The organism is Bacteroides sp. AF20-13LB (assembly GCF_003603065.1).
GTDB lineage: Bacteria > Bacteroidota > Bacteroidia > Bacteroidales > Bacteroidaceae > Bacteroides > Bacteroides uniformis.
Map to the genome: position 1 here is coordinate 255,963 of NZ_QTMH01000005.1, position 24,623 is coordinate 280,585.

A 24,623-nucleotide genomic window follows, 5' to 3' on the forward strand; every position below is an offset into this window, starting at 1 on the left:
GATATGATTTTTAAGAAAAAGAAAACGGTTCTCGAAGAACAGCCGCTGTGCTACTGGGAAGACTCCTCTTATATGATGGCAGTGCCTAAGGGGGGTGGAATGGATTTGTCGGTACGGCTTTTTGAGCGCGTGGCTGCTATCTCTGGAGTGGAATTGTTGAAAAAACGTTTGCCTGATGAAGACGAACCGGGATATATGGAAGTAGGATATGATGGCGAAGTGTATGAAATAGGTTTCTATGAAGGTGATTTTTCAATGCCTGATATGTTTAATCGTCGGGATTATTATTTCACTGACGAAGAACTATATGCTATTGGCAGAGCCGATAGGGCACTTACGGTGTTCATGAAGTTCGGCGTTGACGGGCAGAAGTCCTACCATCTGCAACTGAAGATTGCTGTAGCTATGGTGCCCGACCTGCTTGCCATTGTGGACGAAAGTGCCGAGAAACTGGTTTGTGCTCGGTGGGCCACTCTGGCTGCCGACTCGGCGGTAGTTCCCGGAACGAGTGTTTTGTTCACGGTACATGCTGTGACCGATGAAGGAGGCGAGGTGTGGTTGCATACGCACGGATTGAACCGTTGCGGTTTGTATGAACTTGAGATTCTGAAATCAGACAAGGAGAATTACAACAACCATTATTACTTGATTTCCGCCCTTGCTAGTCATCTGCTCGATAAAGACGATAGGACTTCCGAACCTGGTGTTGGCGTATATATCGGGATGTTGAATGACCGTTTGCCGATAGTGGCCACCTACGTTTCGTGGACAAAGGCGCTGGATGAGTACCGAAGCCTCGTTCTTGGCAGTGCGGACGACCGTGAGGAGGGACACAACGGCCGTACGGCACCCGTGTTCATCTATACGAGTGAGGACGACGAGAAGAAAGGCAGACTGCGGAAGGTGTCCGAATACGATAGCATGTGGGGTGAGAATCCGCTATTCTTTATTAGTACCCGTGAAACCAATCGCATGAGTGCGTTGGCTCGCGAGCGTTTCGGTCTTGTGAAATACATGGCAAAGAAGGACGAAGGCTCTATCTTGCTTAAAATTGGCTTGAAGACAGACAGTGCCGAGCAGGCTGACGACCGCGAACATATTTGGTTTAAGCTGTTGGAGTTTGATGGAGAGCGTTTCAAGGGACAGCTTATACAAGAACCTTACGACGTCAGCCACATGCACGAGGGTGATGAAGGGTGGTTTACGGTAGAGGATGTGACCGACTGGATAATCTATTTAGAGGAATTTTCGGTTACTCCGGATACCGCCTATCTGCTTGTATGATACAAAAGGAAGCGGGGAGAAGATTGTAAGGGCTTTTATTCGCCATTCCCGGATATTTTATCTAAATTTGCCTTCGCTAAACACGAATATGTTATGGAAAGTTTCAGTGAATTGATAAAAGCCCGCCGCAGCATGCGGAAGTTTACAGAAGAAGAATTGACACAAGAACAAGTCGTCACTTTGATGAAAGCTGCTTTGATGGCACCCACGTCGAAGCGTAGCAATGCATGGCAGTTCATAGTGGTGGACGAGAAGGATAAATTGAAGGAATTGTCCTATTGCAAGGAGCAGGCATCGCAGTTCATTGCCGATGCGGCACTGGCTGTAGTGGTTGTTGCCGACCCGCTGGCAAGCGATGTGTGGATAGAAGATGCCTCCATTGCTTCCATCTACCTGCAACTTCAGGCCGAAGATATGGGGCTGGGAAGCTGCTGGGTGCAGGTGCGCGAACGTTTTACGGCTTCCGGTATGCCTTCCGGCGAGTATGTGCACGAGGTGTTGGATATTCCTTTGCAGTTGCAGGTGCTTAGTGTTATTGCTATCGGCCATAAGGGGATGGAGCGCAAGCCTTTCAACGAAGACAATCTGCAGTGGGAAAAGATACATATCAATAAGTACGGAGGAAAGTAACAGTGAGTGCAGCAAAAGCAAACAATAACCGTGATACGTATAAGGCCACTGCCATCACACTGATTGTATTCGGTATTCTTTATTTGGTAGACAAATTGGTGCATTTCTCTGCAATCGGCTTGCCATGGGTGATGAATAAGGATAATTTTCTGCTGTATACCGCAGTGATTTTTTTGCTGTTCAAGCATGACAAGTCGGTGGGATTGGTATTGATAGGCTTATGGCTGATATTGAACTTCGGATTGATAACGGCTTTGCTCGGTACGATGTCGGCTTATCTGTTGCCACTGGCATTGCTGGTATTAGGGGCTATTCTGTATTGGTTGGCAACAAGATAAGTGTATGGCGGGAAGAAGTATAGAAGATACGTCTATTGCCTTTATCGGTGCCGGAAATCTGGCTACTAATCTGGCAAAGGCTCTTTATTGGAAAGGGTTTCGTATTGTGCAGGTCTACAGTCGTACAAAAGAATCAGCGCAGGAATTGGCACAGACGGTGGAGGCGGTATATACCACGGAGCTGCAGGCGGTTACGAAGGAGGCGCAGCTTTATATCGTTTCGCTGAAGGACGCGGCTTTTGTGGAATTATTACCCCAGATTGTTTCTGGAAAGGAGAATGCTTTATGGGTGCATACAGCCGGCAGTATTCCTATGAATATTTGGCAGGGGCATGTTGCGCGTCATGGAGTGCTTTATCCGATGCAGACTTTCAGTAAGCAGCGTGAAGTGGATTTTGGACAGATACCGTTTTTTGTGGAAGGCAACTCGGAAGAGGATGTGCGGCTTCTGAAGGATATTGCCTCAGCCCTATCGGAAAAAGTGTATGAAGCAAGTTCTGAGCAGCGCAAAAGTTTGCATCTGGCGGCTGTGTTTACGTGCAATTTTACCAATCACATGTATGTGTTGGCTGCTGAACTGCTGAAAAAGTACGGGTTGCCGTTCGAGGCAATGCTCCCCTTGATAGACGAGACGGCCCGTAAGGTGCATGAGCTGGAACCGCTTGCCGCACAGACAGGACCGGCTGTGCGCTATGATGAGAATGTCATTGACGAGCATCTGCGGATGCTTGCCGATGAGCCGCAAATGCTGGAACTATATCGGGAGATTAGCGAGAATATACATCGGTTGGCAATAAGATAACCGGACGCCGATGCTTGCCTCTTTTGAACGAATGTTTTGCTGCATATAGGTATATTATAATGAACAAGAAAAAAGTGCAATGAGTACCATAAACTATGATTTGAAAAAGATAAAAGCCCTTGTTTTTGATGTGGACGGTGTGCTGAGTGCCAATGTTATCCCTATGAGTTCAGAGGGTGAACCTCTGCGTACGGTCAACATAAAGGATGGTTATTCCCTGCATTTAGCTGCTAAGCAAGGGGTGTTGCTGGGTATAATTACGGGTGGACGTACAGAAGCGGTCCGCAAGCGTTTTACTTCTTTAGGTTTTGAGGATGGAAATATCTATATGGGTTCTTCTGTTAAAATCCATGATTACCATGACTTCCGTGACCGTCATGGCTTGAAGGACGAGGAAATATTGTATGTAGGTGATGATATTCCCGACTTGGAGGTGATGCGTGAGTGTGGTTTGCCGTGTTGTCCTAAGGATGCTGTGCCTGAGGTAAAGGCTGTGGCTCGCTATATTTCGTATGCAGAAGGCGGTTATGGCTGTGGTCGCGACATTGTGGAACAGGTATTGAAAGTGCAAGGGCTTTGGATGGCAGATGAAAAAGCTTTTGGTTGGTAGGATGGCAGGCAAATTAATAATTAAAAATTAATAATTAAAGTGAGGCGGCTCGCTTTTGTAATATAGTAGGCTGATGTTGGATAATCTGAAGAAATATAAGGTGATTCTTGCCTCTAACTCTCCGCGAAGGAAAGAATTGCTGGCTGGTTTGGGAGTGGAATATGAAGTAAGAACTTTGTCCGATGTGGACGAGTCTTATCCGGAGACGTTGAAAGGGGCAGATATTCCCCTCTATATATCTAAGGAAAAAGCAGATGCCTATCGGAACATGATGCAGTCGGGCGATCTGATGATTACGGCAGATACCATTGTCTGGCTGGATGGACAAGTTCTCGGAAAACCCAAGAATAGGGAAGAAGCTATGCAGATGTTGCGCGACATGTCCGGACGTACCCATGAAGTGTTTACCGGTGTGTGCATCACTACTACTGAGTGGCAACGCAGTTTTGCAGCGGCAACAGAAGTGCGTTTTGCCAAACTGAACGAAGAAGAAATTGCCTATTATGTGGACAAATACCACCCCATGGATAAAGCCGGAGCTTATGGTGTACAAGAGTGGATTGGATTCATCGGGGTGGAAAACATATCCGGGAGTTACTATAATATAATGGGGCTCCCCGTACAGAGGCTGTACAGGGAGTTGTTGGAGGTCTAAACCAGATCCATCATTAGAGGGATATCTTTTTCACTGATTCCTTGTCTGACAAGTGTTTCTTTGTCTTTACCGAACATTTCTCTAAAAATCTCCTGCCCGCCATATTCCAAAGCTGCTTTACTGTAAAGTTCTGCAGCTTTTTCTATTTTGCCCGTTCTCCAAGCAACATGTCCGGCATTGAGATAGTCTGCTGCGAGTGGTTTGGAGGCGAGTATCTTTTCGTAATACTTCATTGCTTGCTCATACTTGCCGTTGACAAACGAACACCAGCCTATAGCACGCCATGCTTTGATACAATTGCTTTCGATGAAATCAAGCTTGAAGAAATATTGCAGAGCCTCTTCATATCTTTCCAGTTCGGCAAGGCAGCTTCCGGCGTAGAAAAGGATATTATGGTTTTCCGGCTGGATTGCCTCCACTTTCTTGTAGTATTCCAGTGCAGAGGCAAAGTCCCTTATCTGCCTGTAGCACGTAGCGAGATGGCGGATTGTCCAGACATGGTCGGGCTTTAGTACATCGGCTTTCAGGTAGGCGTCTATCGCTTCCTTATACCTCTTTTCCTTTTGCAGGCAATAGCCAGCCTTTTGGAAAATGTCTGCATTTGCATGGTTCAAGGCTATCAATTCCTTATAAAGCTCCAATGCTTCTGCCGGGTGTTCTTTGCGGAAGTGGAAATCGGCGATGGTAATCAGCAGCTCGGGTTTGCACAGAATATCTTTGAGTGCCGGGATACGGTGCAGGGCAATCTCTTCCTTGAAGATGTCACGGAACTCGTGTCTGCGCTGGCTTAACTTGAAGAAACGGTATAAGTCGTGGACATACTGGTTGCTGATGACATCCGGTCGTTCGGCATACTGCCGTAAAGCGGAAGATTTGCTTTCGTCCATGAGTGCATCCAAATCCTGGGAAGTCATCTGGCTGAGCATCATCGTACGCTGTGACTGTGGTATATGTGCCATTGTAAAGCAAAGGGAATACTTGTCACTATTGCAGAAGAAACCGGATTGGAGGATAAGGGAGAGGATGGCATTGTCTCCGGTAGGCTTGAATCCGAATTCCTTGATGATGCTGGAGTGATGCATGTCGAACGGATAGAACCAGTTGTACGGTTCCTTAAAGAACGGATAAGTCTTGAGTTGTGCAAACGTACTCATATAGACGTCAGCGCCTTCCAGCTGTAATTCGTTCATCTCCCGTATCTTGTCTCCCAGTCCGGAACTTTCAAAAGCTTTCTCCCAATCCGGATTAAGATCGTTTTCCTCAGGGTTCTCTTCAAAACCGAACTTCATGTTGCGCATGATGTTCACATTCCTCATCATCTCCGGAATGATTTCTTCACGCATCTTCTTGTCTATCTTTTCCGTTTCCTGGCTACGGAGCAGCTCGATGTAAATACGGTTCAGTTGCTTGCCGAAACTGCCGTCTTCGTTGAGCAGGGAAAGGCGGGCTGTCAATTCGGGATAAAGCGACAGACGGGTGGGATGAAAAAGAAGTGCGAAAGCGATACCTACCAAAGCCCGTTGGTTTACTTGCGTATTTGCATGCGTTACGGCGTCTAGCAACCATGAGAATTTGCGGGTATCGAAGCATTCCATCAGACTGAGCATGACGGCACTGGTGAACAGGCACAAATCATTGACGGGAAGCATTTCTGATTCCAGTAATCCTTTGGCTTGCTGTTCGTCTTCTGCAGACCAGTCACTGTTACTCCATGTGGAAAGGAAAAGAACCTGGGCGGTTTGTTCGTGCCGTTGCAGTACGGCGTCCATGCCTTGGTTATCCGGCATCAGCTGACAAACGGCCAGGTCATCAGGGAAAGATTCCAATACCTTCTGCAGTGCGGCAATATTGTATTCTTTGGGGAGGCGTTCCCGGTTATTGCGCAGGGAATGGTAATAGTGCGTGGAAACTCCGTCAAGGAGAGACAGACGTGCCTGGTCAGCGACTTCCCAAGTTTCGGTCAGAATCTGGCGATATAGTTTCTGTCGTTCAGGATCGTCGATTCCCTGGCGCATGTATTGCAGCATGTACTGATAGGATGTCTGAGCTTGTTCCAAGCGGTTGCGGAGTGTCCAGTCACCGCTGTTCCAAAGAAAGGCTTCCAGTTGGGATTGTGCTTCCTTCAGCCGTTGCTGCTTGAGTAGAGTAACGATATGCTGATATTGTTCTTGTATGGCTTGTTCGTTCATAAATCAGTCTCTTTTTGGGTATGTATCTTATAAAACTACAAAAAGGATGCCAAAAAGTTCATAAATTTCCATTTCCCCAGCTCAGAAACGAACTTGCAACTGTGCTTGAAGCAGGTTTGAGTTTTCTCCTTTATGGCGGTTACAGTATGTATACTGGGCTTGCAGACGGCATTTGGGATAGAACCAATACTGTACACCTGCTACATAATTGGTCTGTTTATCGGAAATAGTTTTATTTTTGTTGAAATAGTCATAAGAGGCTATTACGTCAAATTTGGGAAGCACATGGGCAGATACGGTTGCATAGTAACCGTCACTTTTAACGTGTCCGTCTTTTCCGGCCAAGTATTCTGTACGTACATCTACGGATTTTGTTTTGATGGTGGCACCTGCCGACCAGCGGTTTCGGGTGTAATTCTCTCCTATGGCTATGTCTGGATTAATGGAAGAAACGGCTACGGCGCATCCTTTCCCTTTAACAAAGGAACCGCCGACGGACAACCATTTCAATGGATGTACCATAAGGCTGCCTACAATATCTTTCTGATTGTTTTTATCTTTTAGGTTGATGCCTTGTCCGTTCATGATGGCAAGGTTATAAGTCATCAAAGAGTCGAACAAGTCTCCATAAATTAACAATCCCATATCACGACCGCTTGCAGAGCCATACAACGGATCACTGCCATTGATACCGGCCAGGTAATTGACGGCTTGAGAATAACAGTTTATTAATTCGACAAAGCAGGGAGACATCGGGTTCTCAATGGTATACATGGTTTTGAACTGTCCGATACGTGCTGTGAGTTGAGGGAGAAAGCGGTATTCCGTGTAGGCTTCCAGAATTTTTCCGGTATTGGCAAAGCTGTACATGAAGTAAGCCGACCATTTATCGGTGATTTTACCGCGCGCCATAAAGATAACTCTCTTTATATCGAAAGTATTGCTGGTACCTTCGCCCGCATCATCGTATGTATATCCCACTTGGGCATAGCCGGAGAGTGAAATGCGGTCTTTTAAAGTGTTGACTACATCATTCAGACAAGCATCTTGTGCTTTCAGGATGCATGTGGCTGATAAAAGGATGCAGGATAGTAGAATTCGTCTCATTATAGGGATGGATAGTAGTAAAAAAGGCAACCCTTTTTTCAAAGAGCTGCCTTTGGGTGTTATTTTGCTTGTTTTTATTCGTTGATAGCAGCGATACCCGGAAGGATTTTTCCTTCGATTGCTTCAAGCAATGCACCGCCACCGGTAGATACGTAAGACACGCCGCTTGCCAAGCCGAACTTGTTGACACAAGCTACAGAGTCACCGCCACCTACGAGTGAGAAAGCACCGTTCTTGGTAGCTTCTACGATAGCTTCGCCTACAGCGCGTGAACCGTGAGTGAAGTTCTCGAATTCGAATACACCCGTCGGACCGTTCCAAAGGATAGTCTTGGAGTTCTTGATGACATCTGCAAAGATCTTTTCAGTCTCAGGACCGATATCAAGACCTTCCCAGCCATCAGGAATTTCGTCAACCGGGCAGAACTTGGTGTTGGCATCGTTGGAGAAAGAATCGGCAATCTTGGCATCAACAGCCAAAACAAGGTTTACGCCTTTTTCTTTTGCTTTCTTCACCAGGTCAAGAGCCAAATCCAGTTTGTCATCTTCGCAGATAGAAATACCGATTTTGCCGCCCATGGCTTTGGTGAAAGTATAAGTCATACCGCCGGCAATAATCAGGTTGTCTACCTTGTTCAGCAGGTTTTCAATGATTTCAATCTTGGAAGAAACTTTGGAACCACCCATGATGGCAGTAAACGGACGTTGGATATCGTTCAAAACTTTATCAACAGCCTTTACTTCTTTTTCCATCAGGTAACCGAACATTTTGTTGTCCTTGTCGAAATATTTAGCGATCAATGCAGTAGAAGCGTGTGCACGGTGAGCGGTACCGAAAGCGTCGTTTACATAGCAATCTGCATAAGAAGCCAATTTCTTGGTGAATTCTTTCTGGCTTTCCTTAACAGCAGCTTTGGCAGCCTTCTTTTCTTCGTCTGTAGCATCTTCAGCCAAACCGCGGGGTTTGCCTTCCTCTTCAGCGTAGAAACGGAGGTTCTCGAGCAACAACACTTCACCCGGTTGCAGAGCAGCAGCCTTTACGGCAGCTTCTTCGCCCATACAGTCGTTAGCAAATTGCACCTCAACACCCAACAACTCTTCGAGATGCTTCAGAATGTGCTTCAAGGAGAACTTGTCAGCCGGGCCTTTCGGACGACCGAGGTGAGAACCGATAATTACACTACCGCCATCGGCCAAAATCTTCTTCAATGTAGGAAGAGCGGCACGCATACGGGTATCATCTGTAATGTTGAAGTTTTCGTCCAAGGGTACGTTGAAGTCCACACGAACGAATGCCTTTTTTCCGGCAAAGTTAAATTGATCAATTGTCATAATACTCTATTTTATTTAAAAGTGTTACTAATTTCTTTTTAGTGAGCGCAAAGTTAGCATTTATTTCTTTTTTTTGCTATGAAACCGTTGTTTATTCTTTGTCTTTGCCGCTCTCTTTGCTAACTTTATATTTCTGGCAGTAATATTTGCACATTAATTGCAAACCGCAGGTATCACATTGTGGAGTACGTGCCTGGCATACATAGCGACCGTGCAGGATAAGCCAGTGGTGAGCTATGGGGATGTCTGTTTCCGGTATATGTTTTACCAATTCTTTTTCGACACTGAACGGAGTTGTACATTTATCTGATACGAGACCCAGGCGATGGCTGACGCGGAACACGTGTGTGTCTACTGCCATAGCCGCTTTATTGAAAACAACGGATTGGATGACATTGGCTGTTTTGCGGCCTACGCCGGGCAGTTTTACCAGTTCTTCAAGGGTATCGGGTACCTCACTGTTGAATTCTTTCACCAACATCTGTGCCATGCCTACAAGATGTTTAGCTTTGTTGTTGGGATAGGAGACGCTGCGGATATACTCGTATACCACGTCGGGAGTAGTAGCGGCGAGTGCTTCGGGAGTAGGGAAGTCCCGGTAAAGGGCGGGGGTAATCATATTGACGCGTTTGTCCGTACATTGTGCAGAGAGAATAACTGCTATCAACAGCTCGAACGGATTGTCATAATGCAACTCTGTTTCGGCTACGGGAACGTTCTCCCTAAACCAAGCAAGGATTTTTTCATAACGCTCTTTCTTTCTCATCTTAATTTGTTTTTATGATAGTGAGGAGATACTTTCAGATTGAAATAGAAGATGGAGATAACCGTGAGGCAGGCTCCGAAAAAATATGCCATATCGAATGAGGTAATCTGTGCGATATAACCTCCTGCTGTCAGACCTATACCAATGCCTACATCCCATGAAGTCAGGTAGGTAGAGGTGGCTGTTCCGCGCTGGTTGTTGGGGGCCAGGTTTACGAACAGCGTATTGAAGGCGGGGAACATCGTCCCGAAGCCTACTCCCAATAGGAGGGCAACCATAAAAAACAATATGTTTGTCAGTTCCGGGACGGTCTTCATCAGTAGTCCGCAAGCGGACAATATGAAGAAACAGCTACATACCAGATATAGTCCTAAAGTTATGACTTGGGTGATACGTCCTTTATCCACTTGTTTGCCGGAGAACATACGGGACACTGCCATGCCGACGGCCATAAAAGTAAAAAACAATCCGGAATTCAAGGTAATTCCTATTTCTTTGGCATACATGGCTACATAAGTGCTTGTCATGCCATATGGTATGGAGAGCAATAGCAGTGCGATTCCTGCCGGGATACCTTTCAGCAGCACAAAGCGGTCCAATGAGATAGGTTCTCGTTTGACTGGTTGTTTGGGTGGGGTCTTGACGAGGCATGCGGCAACAAAACCGATAGTTCCTGATATGAGCGAGCAGGCAAAAATCGTTTCAAAGGAATATATGTCATGCATGAAAAGACCAATCATCGGGCCGAAGCTCATGGCTGTATTGTTCATCAGTCCATAATATCCTACGGCTTCGCCGCGACGGGACGAAGGGGTAATGTCAATCACAATTGTATTTCCCGCTACGGTCACCATTCCAAATGCAAGGCCGTGGACAACCCGCAACATGATGAATAAAGATAGGACTCCCGCTAACATGTAACCTGCGAAAATGGTGATAAAGATGAAGTATGCCACCAGATAAAGAGGCTTGCGGGCTAGCGTGTCGAGCAGGTATCCCGAAAACGGGCGTATGCAGAGCGAGGCAATGGTGTAGCATGACAAGATGACACCTACTGCTGCATTTCCGGTATGGAATACCTCAGTCAGGTAGAATGGAAGAACCGGTAGTATCAGATAAAAGGCAAAATACAAAAGGAAATTGGCAGCCAGGATAAGGCAATAGCCGGAAGTTACAAGTTTGTCTTTTGCCATAGCGAAAAATAGTGGTTAGCGATGAGTGGTTAGCGATGAGTGATTAATGATATGCTGAAAATGCGCAACTTATTAATCACTAATCACTAGCCGTTATTCACTATATTTAGTAAGCGCTCTCGAATTCTTTCAGGAAGCGTGTGTCATTTTCAGAGAACATACGAAGGTCTTTCACCTGGTATTTCAAGTTGGTGATGCGTTCTATACCCATACCCAGGGCATACCCGCTATACACTTTACTGTCTATTCCGTTCAGCTCCAATACATTCGGATCTACCATACCGCATCCCAGAATTTCTACCCAACCCGTATGTTTGCAGAAAGGACAACCCTTGCCGCCGCAGATGTTACAGCTGATGTCCATTTCGGCACTCGGCTCGGTGAAGGGGAAGTAGGAAGGACGCAGACGAATCTTGGTGTCACTGCCGAACATCTCTTGAGCAAAGAGCAATAAGGCCTGCTTCAAGTCAGTGAAAGACACATTGCGGTCTACGTATAAGGCTTCTACCTGATGGAAGAATGCGTGTGCACGGTAGCTGATGGCTTCATTACGGTATACACGTCCCGGACAAAGCACGCGGATAGGAGGCTGTGTAGTCTCCATAACACGGCTTTGCACGCTGGATGTGTGTGTGCGAAGAATGATGCTGTGCGATACGTTTTCTGTATCATTTTCGATGAAGAATGTATCCTGCATGTCGCGTGCCGGATGGTCTTCGGCAAAATTCATGGAGGAGAATACGTGCCAGTCGTCTTCCATTTCCGGTCCATCGGCGATATTGAATCCCATACGGGCAAATATATCGATGATTTCGTTTCTCACGATGGAGAGCGGATGGCGGGTTCCTAATTCTATCGGGTAGGCTGAACGGGTCAAGTCAATATCGTCACAGCCGGTATCTTGGCTTTCGAACTGTTCTTTCAAAGCGGCAATCTTTTCTTGTGCTTTGTTTTTCAGTTCGTTCAAGCGCATACCCACCTCTTTTTTCTGTTCGGCGGCTACATTGCGGAAATCTGCCATCAAGTCATTGATGGCTCCTTTTTTACTGAGGTACTTGATGCGGAGTGCCTCTAATTCCTCGGCGTTAGCGGCTTTCAGCGCCTCTACTTCCTGCAGAAGCTGATTGATTTTAGCTATCATATCGTTGTTATCTTATTTATTTTCTAAGTTAAAAACGGTGCAAAGATACAATATTATCATTGTTTTGCCTCCACTTGGGGAAGATAATTTGGTATCAGTGGTACAAAATTTTATGTGAAGAAGAAATGATAGAGGATGGGAGAAAAAATGATATATATGTAAAAGTCTTCATATTGTTTATGGAAAAAACATAAATGAGCGTTGTTTAGTGACTTTTAAAATATACTTTTGCTATATATGTCCAGATTGGGGCTTGTTCCTGCCATCTCCTGGGCTTTATCAAGCATGGCGAGGCAGCGGTTGTTCACTTCTTCCGTATTAGACAGTGCCATTTCCGCTTTTACCAGGATGATGTAGTCATTGTCCGTGGCTAGTCTGTTGTCAATGTTCTTGCGTATCAGCCGGGCAGTTTCCTTATAGCGCTTGTTGGCGTAGTTCATACTTGCGTTGAAAGAAACGACATCGCTGGTAGTCCGTAGGTAGGGGCGGGCACTCAAGCTATGGGATTCACCGGCCTTTTCTATACGCTTTTGCAGGTCGCCGATGCTGCCGTAGCGAGGAATGTCCTTGTTGCGCTGGTGCAGGTTGTAATACCCTATAATTTTACTGAGGGCCGATGCGATTCCGTCGGGATTATAGCCCTTGAATGCCAGAAGTTGGCGCGCAAGGCGGTCTGAAGAGATTTCCTGGGAAGTTTTGTATTTCATCCCCAACCGGTCCGTTGCCGGAATGCTCAAAAGGGAAGCGATGGCTCCGATATCTGCCACCAGACTGACGGCATAAGCATCTTCATTATCGTCCCAGTAGGCCACATCGAGGGCTGCACTGGCGGTAGTGGCAAAGACATCTGCCCAAAAAGCTGCACGCTTGGCACGCCGCTCGGCACGGTAAATGTTGTTTACCTGATGGTCGAGGACGAAATGTCCCAGCTCACATGCGATGACGGCGGCCAGTTCGTCTTCGGAATCAAGAGTGCAGAGGAGGCCCGTACTGATAACCATGGAGCCGTTGGGAAGCATGAAGGCATCTGGTTCGGGCGACTGGATGATACGTATGTTCAGGCTTTCTCCACGATTGCTGTCAATGGTGGTGGCATTCAGTTTGGAGAATATTCCTTGCACGTACGAGGTTATGTAGTCGTCCTGATAGGCTATCTCGTTCAGTTTATCGAGATAGTCCAGGCATTCTTCGTCGATTTCCTGGCGCAGTTTGTGCTTGTAACCGCGGTCGTTGAAATATTCGTAAAGATGATTCTTCAGGTATATTTGCTGCCAGAATTCCCGGTCCGTTTCCGGAGCGGATATGGCAATGATACCCATCTCATCCGAAGGAATGGTTTCTTGTATGCCATTCACTTCGACGGCATAGTAAATGTTGTCGCTGTTTTCGCCGGGATTGTTCATTTTGACAACCCGGCGGATAATGACCGGGGTACCGGCGGGAGATTGCTGGTACTCTTTTGTCAATTCTCCTTTGATGGCGATGTTTCCGCTTAAGTCCTTGTGCTTGGGTTTGGCAAACCCTGCCGTTGTGACAAGGATTGTTAGGATGAATAGGGTGGCGAGTCGTTTCATGATTATGGTATGTTTTCGGTTTCGATGATACAAAAATAGGAAAGTGTTTTTCCCCTTTCTTGTTTTTTCCCCTATTCTGTGATAGGAGATTCCCTATTTATCGCTTAGCGGGAGGCGGAAACAAAAAAGGGAACCTTTCAGCAAAAGACTCCCTTTTTTCAGTTTGCTTGAAACTGATTATTTCTTACGGTTACCGTAACGGCTCATGAACTTATCAACACGACCGGCAGTGTCAACCAGCTTAGACTTACCTGTGTAGAACGGGTGAGAGGTGCTGGAGATTTCCAGCTTTACCAGCGGATAAGTTTCACCTTCGAATTCGATAGTCTCTTTCGTGTTGCAAGTGGAACGAGACAAGAATACATCACCATTTGACATATCTTTAAATACTACCGGACGGTAATTTTCAGGATGAATACCTTTTTTCATTTTGATATTTTCTTTTAAAAATTTATATTCTGTTACTATTTTGGTAATAAATAGTGTAATGGTCTTCTTTTCAGAGCGCAAAGATAGTGCAAGTTGGAGACTCTACAAAATAAATTCAGATTTATTTTTATTTAGTAGGTTTATCGCATTTTATTTCTGATTTTTGCAGGACTTAATCTTGTGAATTTATGAGGAAACTACTTGTCTTATGCTCTTTCTGGCTGTGCGTGGCAACGCTGGGGGCACAAAATGCGGAACGGAAACTGTATAGTGTTGCGTTCTACAATCTTGAGAACTTGTTTGATACGATTCATGATGCAGGTAAGAATGACTATGAGTTCCTGCCCGACGGCAGTTACCAATGGACGGCAAAGAAGTATGAGTCCAAGCTGCAGAACCTTTCCAAAGTGTTGGGTTCCCTTTCGCGTGATTTAGTGCCGGAAGGTCCGGCATTCATCGGTGTGGCAGAGGCGGAGAACAGCCGGGTGCTGGAAGACCTCGTGAAGCAGCCGGCCATTTCCAATTATGAGTTCGTGCATTATGAAGGACCGGACAGACGGGGCATCGACTGTGCCTTGCTGTACGACCCGAAGCAGTTCAGCGTTACCCACTCAAAGTTGGTGCTTTCTACTCCTTTTGAGGGGGATACGGTGCACTTGACGCGCGGCTTCCTGATTGTGGACGGACAACTGGCGGGAGAGCGTGTCTGCGTGATAGTGAACCACTGGCCCTCCCGTGGGGCAAAGTCACCGGTGCGTGTGCATGCAGCCAGGCAGGTAAAGGCCTTGAAGGACTCTCTGATGCGTAGCGACAAGAAGCTGAAACTCATCGTGATGGGGGATATGAATGACGACCCGATGGATGAAAGCATGGAGGTGCTGGGTGCACGCAAATATCCGAAGCAGGTGAAGAAAGGCGAATTCTACAATCCCTGGTGGGAGACACTGGAAGACAAGGGAGTGGGGACATTGCTCTATCGGGGCAAGTGGAACTTGTTTGACCAGATTGTCATTTCGAAACCGTTGCTGAAGGCTAAGAAAGGGTTGCGCTATGATCACAATGAAGTTTTCATCCGCGATTATCTGATTCAGCAGGATGGCAAATACAAAGGTTCCCCCTTGCGTACGCATGGGGGCAGGACTTGGCTGAACGGTTACAGTGACCATTTGCCGACCATCATCTATCTGAAAAATTAGTATTACATAATAATGTGTAAACAGATGCCGGAGAGCAAACATGTTCTCCGGCTTTTTTGTTGATAGAAGTATAGATGGCAAAAGTATGGCTGGCAGAGATAAATGCAAAGAGTTTGTAATATAGAGATTACAATAATCTGTTAAATGAAGCCAATAGCTTTAAAATAGAATGGATTTGGTAGGATGAGCCGGATATTTTATTCCTCTCAAGTTCTTTACTTTAAAGGATAATGATTACTTTTGCGTAGAATTTTAATTCACTAACAATAAAATTTAAACAAAATGGTTAATTACAAAGATTTAGGACTGGTAAACACAAGAGAGATGTTTGCTAAGGCTATCAAAGGTGGATATGCTATTCCGGCATTCAACTTCAACAATATGGAACAGATGCAGGCTATCATCAAGGCTGCAGTTGAAACAAAGTCTCCGGTTATTCTTCAGGTATCTAAGGGTGCCCGTCAGTATGCCAACGCTACGCTGTTGCGTTACATGGCTCAGGGTGCTGTTGAGTACGCTAAGGAATTGGGTTGCAAACATCCTGAAATTGTTCTTCACCTCGACCACGGAGATACATTCGAAACTTGCAAGAGCTGTATCGACTCCGGTTTCTCTTCAGTAATGATTGACGGTTCACACCTTCCGTACGAAGAAAACGTTGCACTGACTAAGAAGGTAGTTGATTATGCTCATCAGTTCGACGTAACTGTAGAAGGCGAACTCGGTGTATTGGCCGGTGTAGAAGATGAAGTTTCTGCAGAACACCATACATATACTAATCCTGAAGAAGTTATTGACTTCGCTACCCGTACAGGTTGCGATTCACTGGCTATCTCAATCGGTACTTCTCACGGTGCATACAAGTTCAAACCCGAACAATGCCACGTTGACCCTGCTACCGGTCGTCTGGTTCCTCCTCCTCTGGAATTTGCCGTTCTGGATGCTGTAATGGAGAAACTCCCGGGATTCCCCATCGTTCTTCACGGTTCTTCTTCAGTTCCTCAGGAAGAAGTTGATACTATCAACAAGTATGGTGGTAAGCTGGAAGCTGCCATCGGTATTCCCGAAGAACAGTTGCGTAAGGCTGCCAAGTCTGCTGTTTGCAAAATCAACATCGACTCTGACTCACGTCTGGCTATGACAGCTGCTATCCGCAAGACATTTGCTGAAAAACCGGCAGAATTCGACCCGCGTAAGTATCTGGGTCCGGCTCGTGACAATATGGAAAAACTGTACAAGCATAAAATCATCAACGTGCTTGGTTCAGAGAACAAATTGGCTCAACTGGACTAATCGAAAGATAATCCGAATATAGCGTCAGCCCTTGCAATATTGATGTTGCAAGGGCTGACTTGTTGTATATAGGCCGGTGTTGTGGGATGGTTAAGTTCGCCGCTTATTTCAGAAGCGGATGTTTCAACGTGTACAACAGTCTGTTTCCTTTAACAAAACAGTCTGTTTCCCTTAACTGAACAGTTTGTTTCAATAAAGAGAACACTTTGTTCCAATATGCAAAAACACTTCGTTCCAATACGTAAGAACACTTTGTTTCTCTATACTAGAACAAAGTGTTCACCGTTATGAACTAACAGATTAGCTATATTTGAGACCGGTGAAAAGCATATCCCCGTGACACCTATTCCATACTAAAAATCCCTTGCAGATGGCTGGCAGGAGAAGTGTCTGCCAGCTATCTGAAAGGGAGATTTGCAAGAATGCGCTCTCTGTGTGGAGTGCGCGTTATAATTCTATCACTAATGATTCTCTGGGGCCCATCTTCAGCTCTTCACCGAAGGTGATGGCCTTGCCGCTAAGAATATCTTTTCCCTGCTTGCTGTCTTTCAGGATTTCCTTGTAGAATTTCAAAGGAACGGTGGTCTCTGCATTTGTACCGTTCAGCATCACGAATACCGTCTTGCCTTCGTACTGGCGTGCGTAGGCATAAACACCATTCTGTACCATGAACTGCACCATGTTGCCTTTGGCAATCACATCGTTTCCTTTACGCCAGTTTAGGATGGTCTTGTAGAAGTCGTAGCACTCGTTCTGTATCTTGGTACGTCCGGCTGGGGTCAGTGCGTTTGTTGCGTCACCGGTCCATCCGCCGGGGAAGTCCTTGCGGACATAGCCGTCGCTCTTGCTCTTCACGCCATTCATCATGACTTCCGTTCCGTAGTAGAGTTGCGGAATGCGGCGGGTGGTAAGCAGCAGGGTAGAGGCTTGCTTCAGCATCGGAAGGTTGTCGCCTTCGCCCAGGAAGCGGTCGGTGTCGTGGTTTTCGATGAATGCCAGTACGGAAGCGGGGTTGGGGTAGAGGAAGTCGTATACGAAGTTATTGTATATGCGGTCCAGTCCCTTGAACCAAGTTTCGGTCTGTTCATTCTTGGCGGTGTTTATCTTGTCAAAGAAGCTGAAGTCCATGACGGTCTTGAGGTTACTGTTCTTGGGGGCTGATAGCTTGGAATCCTTCTGCCACCAGGCGGTGTAGGCGGGTTCGGTAACCCAGGTCTCGCCCACGGTGTTGTAGTTGGGATATTCTTCGTTGAGCTCTTTCATCCAGTTGCTCATGGCATCATAGTCGGCATACGGGTAAGTGTCCATGCGGATGCCGTCGATGTTGGCGAATTCAATCCACCAGAAACTGTTCTGTACCAGGTAGCGGTAAACGTGAGGGTTCTTCTGGTTGAGGTCGGGCATGGAAGGTACGAACCAGCCGTCGTTCATCTGGTCGGCATCGTACTGGGAAGTATAAGGGTCTACGTGTGGGGTCAGTTTGAAGGAGGTCTGCACGAAGTTGTTTTCGTGGTCGGGGTTGTTGAACCAGTCTTTGGAGGGCATGTCCTTAATCCATACATGCTCTACGCCGCAGTGGTTGAAAATCATGTCCATTACGATTTTGATGTCGCGTGCATGGGCTTTTTCAATCAGTTGCTTGTATTCTTCGTTGGTACCGAAGCGCGGGTCTACCTTGTAGTAGTCTGTGGTGGCATAGCCGTGATAGGAACCGCCGGTCATGTTGTTTTCCAGTACCGGAGTAAACCAGAGGGCTGTGACGCCGAGGTCGGAGAAGTAGTCCAGGTGTTGTTCGATGCCGGCAAGGTCACCGCCGTGGCGTGCATTGGGGTCATTGCGGTCTATCTTGTACTCGGCCATGCCCGCAATCTGGTCATTGTCCGGGTTGCCATTGGCAAAGCGGTCGGGCATCAGCAGGTACAGTGCGTCGGAGGCGTCGAAACCTTTATGTTCGCAACCTTTCTTGTTGCGTGCCTTCAGTTCATATTCCTTTACGAGTTTCTTTTTTCCTTCAGTGAAGGTGAGGTTGAATTTGCCGGGTTTTACATCCTTGTCCAGTTTCAGATAGACCAGGAGGTAGTTGTTGCTTTCCAGCTTGACGGTGCTGCTCAATGAGACGCCGGGATAATTGACGGATACTGCCGCGTTGCCGATGCCTTCGCCATAGACCATCAGCTGGAGTTCCGGGTTCTGCATGCCGGTGTACCAAAACGGAGGGTCGATTTTGTTCACATTCATAGCTGCATACGTACTGAGGGAGAGTAAGAGTGTTCCCAAGATTAAGAATACTTTTTTCATGATAGTAACTTTACGGTTAATTTTTGCGCTAATTTAAAACAAATAACGGAGAAAGTTAATCTTTCTCCGTTACTGTACCTTATTATATTATGCAAACGTTTTCATTGGGGCTATTTGATGGGGGTTACGCTGGCGGTATCGACCTTTCCCTTGAAGAAGTCCTCTTTCTTGCGCTTTTCTCTGATGTCCTTCAGCCAGTTTTCGGCGGCATTGTATCGGTTGTCTTCTCCGATGATGGGAACTCCGTCCGCATCTACTTCCTGCACTTTGTCCTTGCTGTTTTTCGGACGGGTTTTCAGGTAGGCCGTTAGGTATCTCTCTGCTTTGGACGCATCTTTCAGATAGTAATAATAGATAAAGGCTGCGTCGTAGAGCAGTTTGTGTTTCTGCCGGTCGTATTTTTCGTATTGCGTCAGAAGGGTATTCGCCTGGTCGGTGTATTGAAATGCCATCTTGTAGCAGTCCGCAAGCCCCACATATAGGCGGGACATGACACTGTCGCTGGGCATGGCGAGGCTTACGGCAGTTTCCAGATAAGTCACTCCATCCTCTTTCCATGATGTCTTGGAGCAGGCGCGTCCCAGATAATAGAGAACGTTGATGTTGGTATTGTCATCTTTAAGAGCCCTTTCCAGCAGGTCGTGTGCTGGGTAGAAGTCTTCGAGGGCATAATAGCTGATTCCGGCGTAGAAGCAGGTTTGGAAAGAACTGTCTTTTTCCTGTAACAGTTGTTCATATCTTTCTATTGCTTTGGGGTAATCTTTGTTCAGGCAATAGGCTTGGGCATTGATGCGGTTCACAAGGACGTTGGTGGAGTCTATGGAACGGTATTTCTCCGTTATGTTTATGGCGTCTTCATACTGGTGGCCTGCTACATAGATGTTGCCGAGTTTGGCAGCAGACAGGTAATCATTGGGATACCTTTTCTGTATGTCCAGGTAGGCATCTATCACATGCATGATTTCTGTGTTGTCATAGACTTGCCCCATACTTTCGGCTCTAAGGTGTAGTACATAGGCGGAACTGTCCCTTTCTGCCAGCAGGTTGCTTTCCTTTAGAGACTCACGGTATCTCTTCATGTTCATCAGCAGACTGATATACTGGATGCGTGCGTATTTATTGTCCGGATTTATGTGGAGCGCATTTTGGTAGTAATCCAGTGCCTCGCTATATTTGGCAAGTGATTTGCAGCATTCGGCAGCTTCAATGTATGCCCGGGGATTGAGAGAATCCTGAGCTACGACTTCCTGAAATACGCTCAGAGCTTCAAGGTTATTGCCCAGCCCTTTCAGCGCTTTCCCTTTTTGGTAGAGTAGGGGGACGGTCGGGGTTTCTTGATCGATCAGCATCAAGGCTGTTTCATAATCGTAGTTGGCCATCGCCTCTTGAATGGGATTTGTGGTCTGTGCCGCCAGAAGCGAACAGCATGCACTGAAACATAAGGAGATAAAAAGCTTTCGCATACAGTATATCATTTATATGAGGTTAAACTGACTGCAAGTTACTAAAAAGAATGTATTTACGAAATAATCGTAATCTGTTTTAGATAGATTAACGAAAAAGCCCCTCCAAAAATGAAGGGGCTCTAAAATAGTTCAGAATTCAAGCCGGATAACGGAATGAATAAATGTATTACATTAAGAATCCCAGCAGGATACCTGCTGCTACAGCGGAACCGATTACACCGGCAACGTTCGGGCCCATGGCATGCATCAGCAGATAGTTGGTAGGATCGTATTCCAGACCTACTACTTGGGAGATACGTGCAGAGTCGGGTACGGCAGATACACCGGCATTACCGATCAACGGATTAATCTTGTTGCCTTTCTTCAGGAAGAGGTTGAAAATCTTCACGAAGATGACACCGGATGCTGTGGCAATGACAAATGATAAGGCGCCCAGACCGAATATCTTGATTGAATCAAGGGTTAAGAACTCGGATGCTTGCGTAGAAGCACCTACTGTCAAACCAAGCAGAATAGTAATGGTATCAATCAGCGGACCACTGGCTGTGTTTGCCAGACGACGTGTAACTCCACTTTCTTTCAGTAAATTACCGAAGAACAGCATACCCAGCAAAGGCAGACCGGATGGTACAAGGAATGTGGTCAGTAACAAACCGATAATCGGGAACATTACTTTTTCCGTATGTGAAACCACACGGGGAGGTTTCATACGGATAAGACGTTCATTTTTACTGGTCAGCCAACGCATAATAGGCGGCTGTATCACCGGTACTAATGCCATATATGAATAGGCTGATACTGCAATGGCACCCATTAAGTTAGGAGCCAGTTTAGAAGAGAGGAAGATGGCAGTCGGACCATCGGCACCACCAATGATACCGATTGCACCAGCCTGCATCGGGTCAAATCCTATGGCAAGGGCAATCATATAAGCACCGAATATACCGAATTGGGCTGCTGCACCAACCAACATTAATTTGGGGTTCGATATCAAAGCAGAGAAATCCGTCATGGCACCGATACCCAGGAATATGAGTGGCGGGTACCAACCGGAGGTTACTCCCTGGTACAGAATATTAAGTACGGAACCTTCTTCATAGATACCGACTTTTAATCCGGCTTCCATATTGAAAGGTATATTACCAATCAGCATACCGAAACCGATAGGAATTAATAGCATCGGCTCAAATTCCTTGGCTACAGCCAAGTATATGAAAAACAAACCTACCAGAAGCATTACCACATGTCCTACCGTTGCATTGGCAAAACCTGTATAAGTCCAGAAGTCGGCAAGGTTGTTTCCTAAAAATGTGATAAATTCTCCCATATTATTCAATAATTACGAGGTCAGTACCTTCGAGAACAGAGTCCCCTTTGTTTACATTGATGGCTGTAATCTTACCGTCTTTATCAGCATTGATATTGTTTTCCATCTTCATGGCTTCCAAAATGATGATAACTTGTCCCTTCTTTACTGTATCGCCGACATTTACTTTGATATCGAGGATTACACCGGGAAGCGGAGATTTTACACCTGACTTGCCGGTAGAAGCAGCGGCCGGTTTTACTACCGGAGTAGCAGGAGCAGCAGGAGCGGATGTGGCTGCCGGACGTGCTACCGGTTTAACAACTACCTTCGGTGCTTTTTCCATTTCAACTTTGTAGGGAGTACCGTTCACTTCTACATGAGCGATGTTGTCTTCAATATCTCCAATGGCAACTTTATATACGTTACCGTTAATTTTATATTTATATTCTTTCATCGTTTTATTTTATTATGGGTGACTTACTTTTTGTGAGGAGTCTCACGCAACGTATAAATCTTTGAACTCCACGGTGAGTAACTGCGTTTTACACGGGTAATGGTAAGTATCGTGTCTTCCACATCGTGTACATCGCTTTGGAATTCGTGCATGGCCATTGAAATGGCAGCAAAAACTTCTCCCGGAGCCTGCCCCAGTTGTTTCTCTTTTGCTTCTTGTTTATCAGTAATACCTTTAGCTTTCATGGCATTGCGTTTGCTGAGGTTAACTGATATTTTACCTATAATCTTGAAGGAGATGTAGAGTAATATCAGCCCGCAGAATACAACGCTCATGGCAGAAATAGCCATACCGATACCTACGCTGTCATGCTCTTCGAATTTTTCCATTTTGGCATTGCTGTCGATAGTCTTGTTGTTGGTACTCGGAGTGACATATTTATCTTCGCTTCCACCCTTTACTTCCCATTGGTCGGCTGCATCACTGACACGGGCATAGGATTGGTTGGCTTTTAAAGTACCGGCAGGCACTATGACTTGATCAAGCAATTTCTTGCCGGAATCATACAACCCAATCCAGTTGGCATTTGTGGCATCCAGTTTGAAGTTCGTATGAAATGTACCGCGTCTTGGTTCTCCATCAGCCCAGAAAAGTGCATGCTGACGTGGTTTTATGAGTGTCAGAACGTCACCTTTGGGAATGAAATAACTGGCAGTATCACCCGGCTGGCTGCTGAATTTCAGATAGCAACCTGCAAGGTCGGCGCTGCCGTATGATCTGTTGAATATTTCAATCCATGCGCTGTGCACACCGTAGTCATCCTGATAGTTGCTCTCGTTGTTGACCAGCACTTCATTCAGCAGCAGTTTGTTGTTCGATTTCTGTTCTTTGCAAGAAGAGCAAAAGCCCAACACCAGCATCAATGAAAGGAATATTCCGATTTTTGTTTTATTCATAATCGTTCTTGTTTTAGTGTGAAAAGCTTGATTACAAGGGAATATTACCATGCTTCTTAGCCGGGTTAGTCAATTTCTTGGTTTGCAACTGTTGCAGGGCACGGATGATGCGGAAACGTGTGTTACGCGGTTCGATAACATCATCGATGTAACCATATTTAGCTGCATTATAAGGATTGGCAAACAACTTGGTGTATTCAGCCTCTTTTTCAGCCAGGAATTGAGCCGGATTTTCCTGCTCTTTGGCTTCGCGGGCATATAATACTTCTACAGCACCTGCACCACCCATTACAGCGATTTCAGCAGTAGGCCAAGCATAATTCATGTCGCCACGCAGCTGCTTACAGCTCATCACGATGTGCGAACCACCGTAGGATTTACGCAGTGTGATGGTAACCTTGGGTACAGTAGCTTCACCGTATGCATACAGCAGTTTGGCACCGTGCAGGATGACGCCGTTGTACTCCTGGCCGGTTCCCGGAAGGAATCCCGGTACGTCTACCAATGATACGATAGGAATATTGAAGGCGTCGCAGAAACGGACGAAGCGTGCGCCCTTGCGGGATGCGTTGCTGTCGAGCACACCTGCCAGATACTTCGGCTGGTTGGCAACAATACCTACGGACTGTCCGTTGAAACGTGCGAAACCGATAATGATATTCTTTGAATAATCTTTTTGGATTTCGAGGAACTCACCATTATCTATGATAGCACCAATTACCTCGTACATATCGTACGGCTTGTTCGGGTTATCAGGAATGATGTCGTTCAGGGAATCTTCCAGACGGTCGATAGGGTCTGTACAGTCTACATAGGGAGCTTCTTCCAGATTGTTCTGGGGAATGTAGCTCAACAGTTTGCGGATAAGGGCCAAACCTTCTTCTTCTGTCTGTGCAGTAAAATGAGTAACACCAGATTTGGTGGAGTGAACGCTCGCGCCACCCAGGTTTTCCTGGCTTACGTCTTCTCCGGTTACAGTCTTTACTACCTTCGGACCGGTAAGGAACATGTAGGATGTACCTTCCATCATCAAAGTAAAGTCTGTCAAGGCAGGAGAGTAAACGGCGCCACCAGCACAAGGACCGAAAATACCGGAAATCTGCGGAATGACACCCGAAGCAAGTATGTTACGTTGGAAGATTTCAGCGTAGCCAGCCAAGGCATTAATACCTTCCTGAATACGTGCACCGCCCGAGTCGTTGATACCGATACACGGAGCACCCATTTTCATGGCTTGGTCCATAATCTTACAGATTTTCAGAGACATGGTTTCGGACAGTGAACCGGCAGAAACTGTGAAGTCCTGTGCGAAGATATAAACCAGACGGCCTTCGATTGTACCGCAACCGGTTACTACACCGTCACCGGGGTAGTGTTTCTTTTCCATGCCGAAGTTGGTGCATCTATGTTCTACGAACATGTCCATTTCTTCGAAACTGCCTTCGTCGAGAAGCATGGCTATGCGCTCGCGAGCTGTATATTTACCCTTCTCGTGTTGCTTTGCAATCGCTTTTTCACCACCACCGAGACGTGCTGCAGCGCGGCGGTCTATAAGCTCTTTAATCTTTTCAAGTTGATTACTCATGAATTTATATTCTTTAA

At 46.2% G+C, this 24,623-nt stretch carries 22 protein-coding genes; 8 read left to right on the forward strand and 14 right to left on the reverse strand.

What is annotated here, in order from left to right:
- Positions 1–3 precede the first annotated feature (3 nt).
- The 6 genes from DWX62_RS07660 to DWX62_RS07685 all read left to right on the forward strand — a co-directional run bounded on the left by DWX62_RS07660 (position 4) and on the right by DWX62_RS07685 (position 4,319).
- Positions 4–1,284, forward strand: a complete 1,281-nt coding sequence (locus DWX62_RS07660) for a DUF4026 domain-containing protein (protein ID WP_165859002.1) — start codon at positions 4–6, stop codon at positions 1,282–1,284.
- Positions 1,285–1,377: 93 nt separating this feature from the next.
- On the forward strand, positions 1,378–1,914 hold the full coding sequence (locus DWX62_RS07665) for a nitroreductase family protein (RefSeq protein ID WP_005826354.1): 537 nt from the start codon (positions 1,378–1,380) through the stop codon (positions 1,912–1,914).
- A gap of 2 nt (positions 1,915–1,916) precedes the next feature.
- Complete coding sequence (locus tag DWX62_RS07670) at positions 1,917–2,252, forward strand: hypothetical protein (RefSeq protein ID WP_022401668.1); 336 nt, start codon at positions 1,917–1,919, stop codon at positions 2,250–2,252.
- 4 nt (positions 2,253–2,256) lie between these two features.
- Positions 2,257–3,054, forward strand: coding sequence for a Rossmann-like and DUF2520 domain-containing protein (locus DWX62_RS07675; protein WP_120172686.1), 798 nt, complete (start codon positions 2,257–2,259; stop codon positions 3,052–3,054).
- Between the two features lie 79 nt (positions 3,055–3,133).
- The gene (locus tag DWX62_RS07680; RefSeq protein WP_005826358.1) at positions 3,134–3,664 is read left to right on the forward strand and encodes an HAD-IIIA family hydrolase; all 531 of its coding nucleotides are present in this window, start codon (positions 3,134–3,136) and stop codon (positions 3,662–3,664) included.
- Between the two features lie 73 nt (positions 3,665–3,737).
- Positions 3,738–4,319 (forward strand): Maf-like protein, encoded by a 582-nt coding sequence (locus tag DWX62_RS07685; protein ID WP_120172687.1) that lies wholly within the window; start codon positions 3,738–3,740, stop codon positions 4,317–4,319.
- Here the strand turns inward: DWX62_RS07685 and DWX62_RS07690 are convergent.
- From DWX62_RS07690 to DWX62_RS07725, 8 genes are all read right to left on the reverse strand, one after another.
- A complete protein-coding gene (locus DWX62_RS07690) occupies positions 4,316–6,508 on the reverse strand; it encodes a tetratricopeptide repeat protein (protein WP_005826360.1) in 2,193 nt (730 codons plus the stop codon). The two genes, DWX62_RS07685 and DWX62_RS07690, sit on opposite strands and share 4 nt — an antisense overlap.
- Before the next feature lie 81 nt (positions 6,509–6,589).
- Entirely contained in the window at positions 6,590–7,615 is a 1,026-nt protein-coding gene (locus DWX62_RS07695) for a porin (RefSeq protein ID WP_005826362.1), read from the reverse strand.
- Positions 7,616–7,689: 74 nt separating this feature from the next.
- On the reverse strand, positions 7,690–8,949 hold the full coding sequence (locus DWX62_RS07700; RefSeq protein WP_085929901.1) for a phosphoglycerate kinase: 1,260 nt from the start codon (positions 8,947–8,949) through the stop codon (positions 7,690–7,692).
- Between the two features lie 88 nt (positions 8,950–9,037).
- On the reverse strand, positions 9,038–9,712 hold the full coding sequence (gene nth, locus DWX62_RS07705; RefSeq protein ID WP_005826369.1) for an endonuclease III: 675 nt from the start codon (positions 9,710–9,712) through the stop codon (positions 9,038–9,040).
- On the reverse strand, positions 9,709–10,905 hold the full coding sequence (locus tag DWX62_RS07710; RefSeq protein WP_005826370.1) for an MFS transporter: 1,197 nt from the start codon (positions 10,903–10,905) through the stop codon (positions 9,709–9,711). Before DWX62_RS07710 ends, nth begins: the two co-directional genes overlap by 4 nt.
- Before the next feature lie 106 nt (positions 10,906–11,011).
- Positions 11,012–12,046 carry a phenylalanine--tRNA ligase subunit alpha gene (gene pheS, locus DWX62_RS07715; RefSeq protein ID WP_005826371.1) on the reverse strand — a complete coding sequence of 345 codons (1,035 nt, stop codon included), beginning with the start codon at positions 12,044–12,046 and terminating at the stop codon, positions 11,012–11,014.
- 215 nt (positions 12,047–12,261) lie between these two features.
- Positions 12,262–13,620 carry a M48 family metallopeptidase gene (locus DWX62_RS07720; RefSeq protein WP_243636252.1) on the reverse strand — a complete coding sequence of 453 codons (1,359 nt, stop codon included), beginning with the start codon at positions 13,618–13,620 and terminating at the stop codon, positions 12,262–12,264.
- Positions 13,621–13,797: 177 nt separating this feature from the next.
- A complete protein-coding gene (locus DWX62_RS07725; RefSeq protein WP_005835945.1) occupies positions 13,798–14,049 on the reverse strand; it encodes a type B 50S ribosomal protein L31 in 252 nt (83 codons plus the stop codon).
- A gap of 188 nt (positions 14,050–14,237) precedes the next feature.
- Between DWX62_RS07725 and DWX62_RS07730 the strand changes: the two genes are divergently transcribed.
- Both DWX62_RS07730 and DWX62_RS07735 read left to right on the forward strand, forming a co-directional pair.
- The gene (locus DWX62_RS07730) at positions 14,238–15,245 is read left to right on the forward strand and encodes an endonuclease (protein ID WP_005835947.1); all 1,008 of its coding nucleotides are present in this window, start codon (positions 14,238–14,240) and stop codon (positions 15,243–15,245) included.
- A 282-nt stretch (positions 15,246–15,527) separates the two neighbouring features.
- Positions 15,528–16,538, forward strand: a complete 1,011-nt coding sequence (locus tag DWX62_RS07735) for a class II fructose-bisphosphate aldolase (protein ID WP_005826798.1) — start codon at positions 15,528–15,530, stop codon at positions 16,536–16,538.
- Between the two features lie 447 nt (positions 16,539–16,985).
- On the opposite strand, the gene DWX62_RS07740 is transcribed toward DWX62_RS07735, so the two are convergent.
- The 6 genes from DWX62_RS07740 to DWX62_RS07765 all read right to left on the reverse strand — a co-directional run bounded on the left by DWX62_RS07740 (position 16,986) and on the right by DWX62_RS07765 (position 24,606).
- Complete coding sequence (locus tag DWX62_RS07740; RefSeq protein ID WP_120172688.1) at positions 16,986–18,836, reverse strand: glycoside hydrolase family 13 protein; 1,851 nt, start codon at positions 18,834–18,836, stop codon at positions 16,986–16,988.
- 110 nt (positions 18,837–18,946) lie between these two features.
- Positions 18,947–20,299 carry a tetratricopeptide repeat protein gene (locus tag DWX62_RS07745; protein WP_005826790.1) on the reverse strand — a complete coding sequence of 451 codons (1,353 nt, stop codon included), beginning with the start codon at positions 20,297–20,299 and terminating at the stop codon, positions 18,947–18,949.
- A 169-nt stretch (positions 20,300–20,468) separates the two neighbouring features.
- Positions 20,469–21,629: a sodium ion-translocating decarboxylase subunit beta gene (locus DWX62_RS07750; RefSeq protein ID WP_005826789.1), complete on the reverse strand. Its 1,161-nt coding sequence runs from the start codon at positions 21,627–21,629 to the stop codon at positions 20,469–20,471.
- A 1-nt stretch (position 21,630) separates the two neighbouring features.
- Positions 21,631–22,065 carry a biotin/lipoyl-containing protein gene (locus DWX62_RS07755; protein ID WP_005826788.1) on the reverse strand — a complete coding sequence of 145 codons (435 nt, stop codon included), beginning with the start codon at positions 22,063–22,065 and terminating at the stop codon, positions 21,631–21,633.
- Between the two features lie 23 nt (positions 22,066–22,088).
- On the reverse strand, positions 22,089–23,021 hold the full coding sequence (locus tag DWX62_RS07760) for an OadG family transporter subunit (protein WP_008663742.1): 933 nt from the start codon (positions 23,019–23,021) through the stop codon (positions 22,089–22,091).
- A 31-nt stretch (positions 23,022–23,052) separates the two neighbouring features.
- Positions 23,053–24,606, reverse strand: coding sequence for an acyl-CoA carboxylase subunit beta (locus DWX62_RS07765; RefSeq protein WP_005826784.1), 1,554 nt, complete (start codon positions 24,604–24,606; stop codon positions 23,053–23,055).
- Positions 24,607–24,623: the final 17 nt, after the last annotated feature.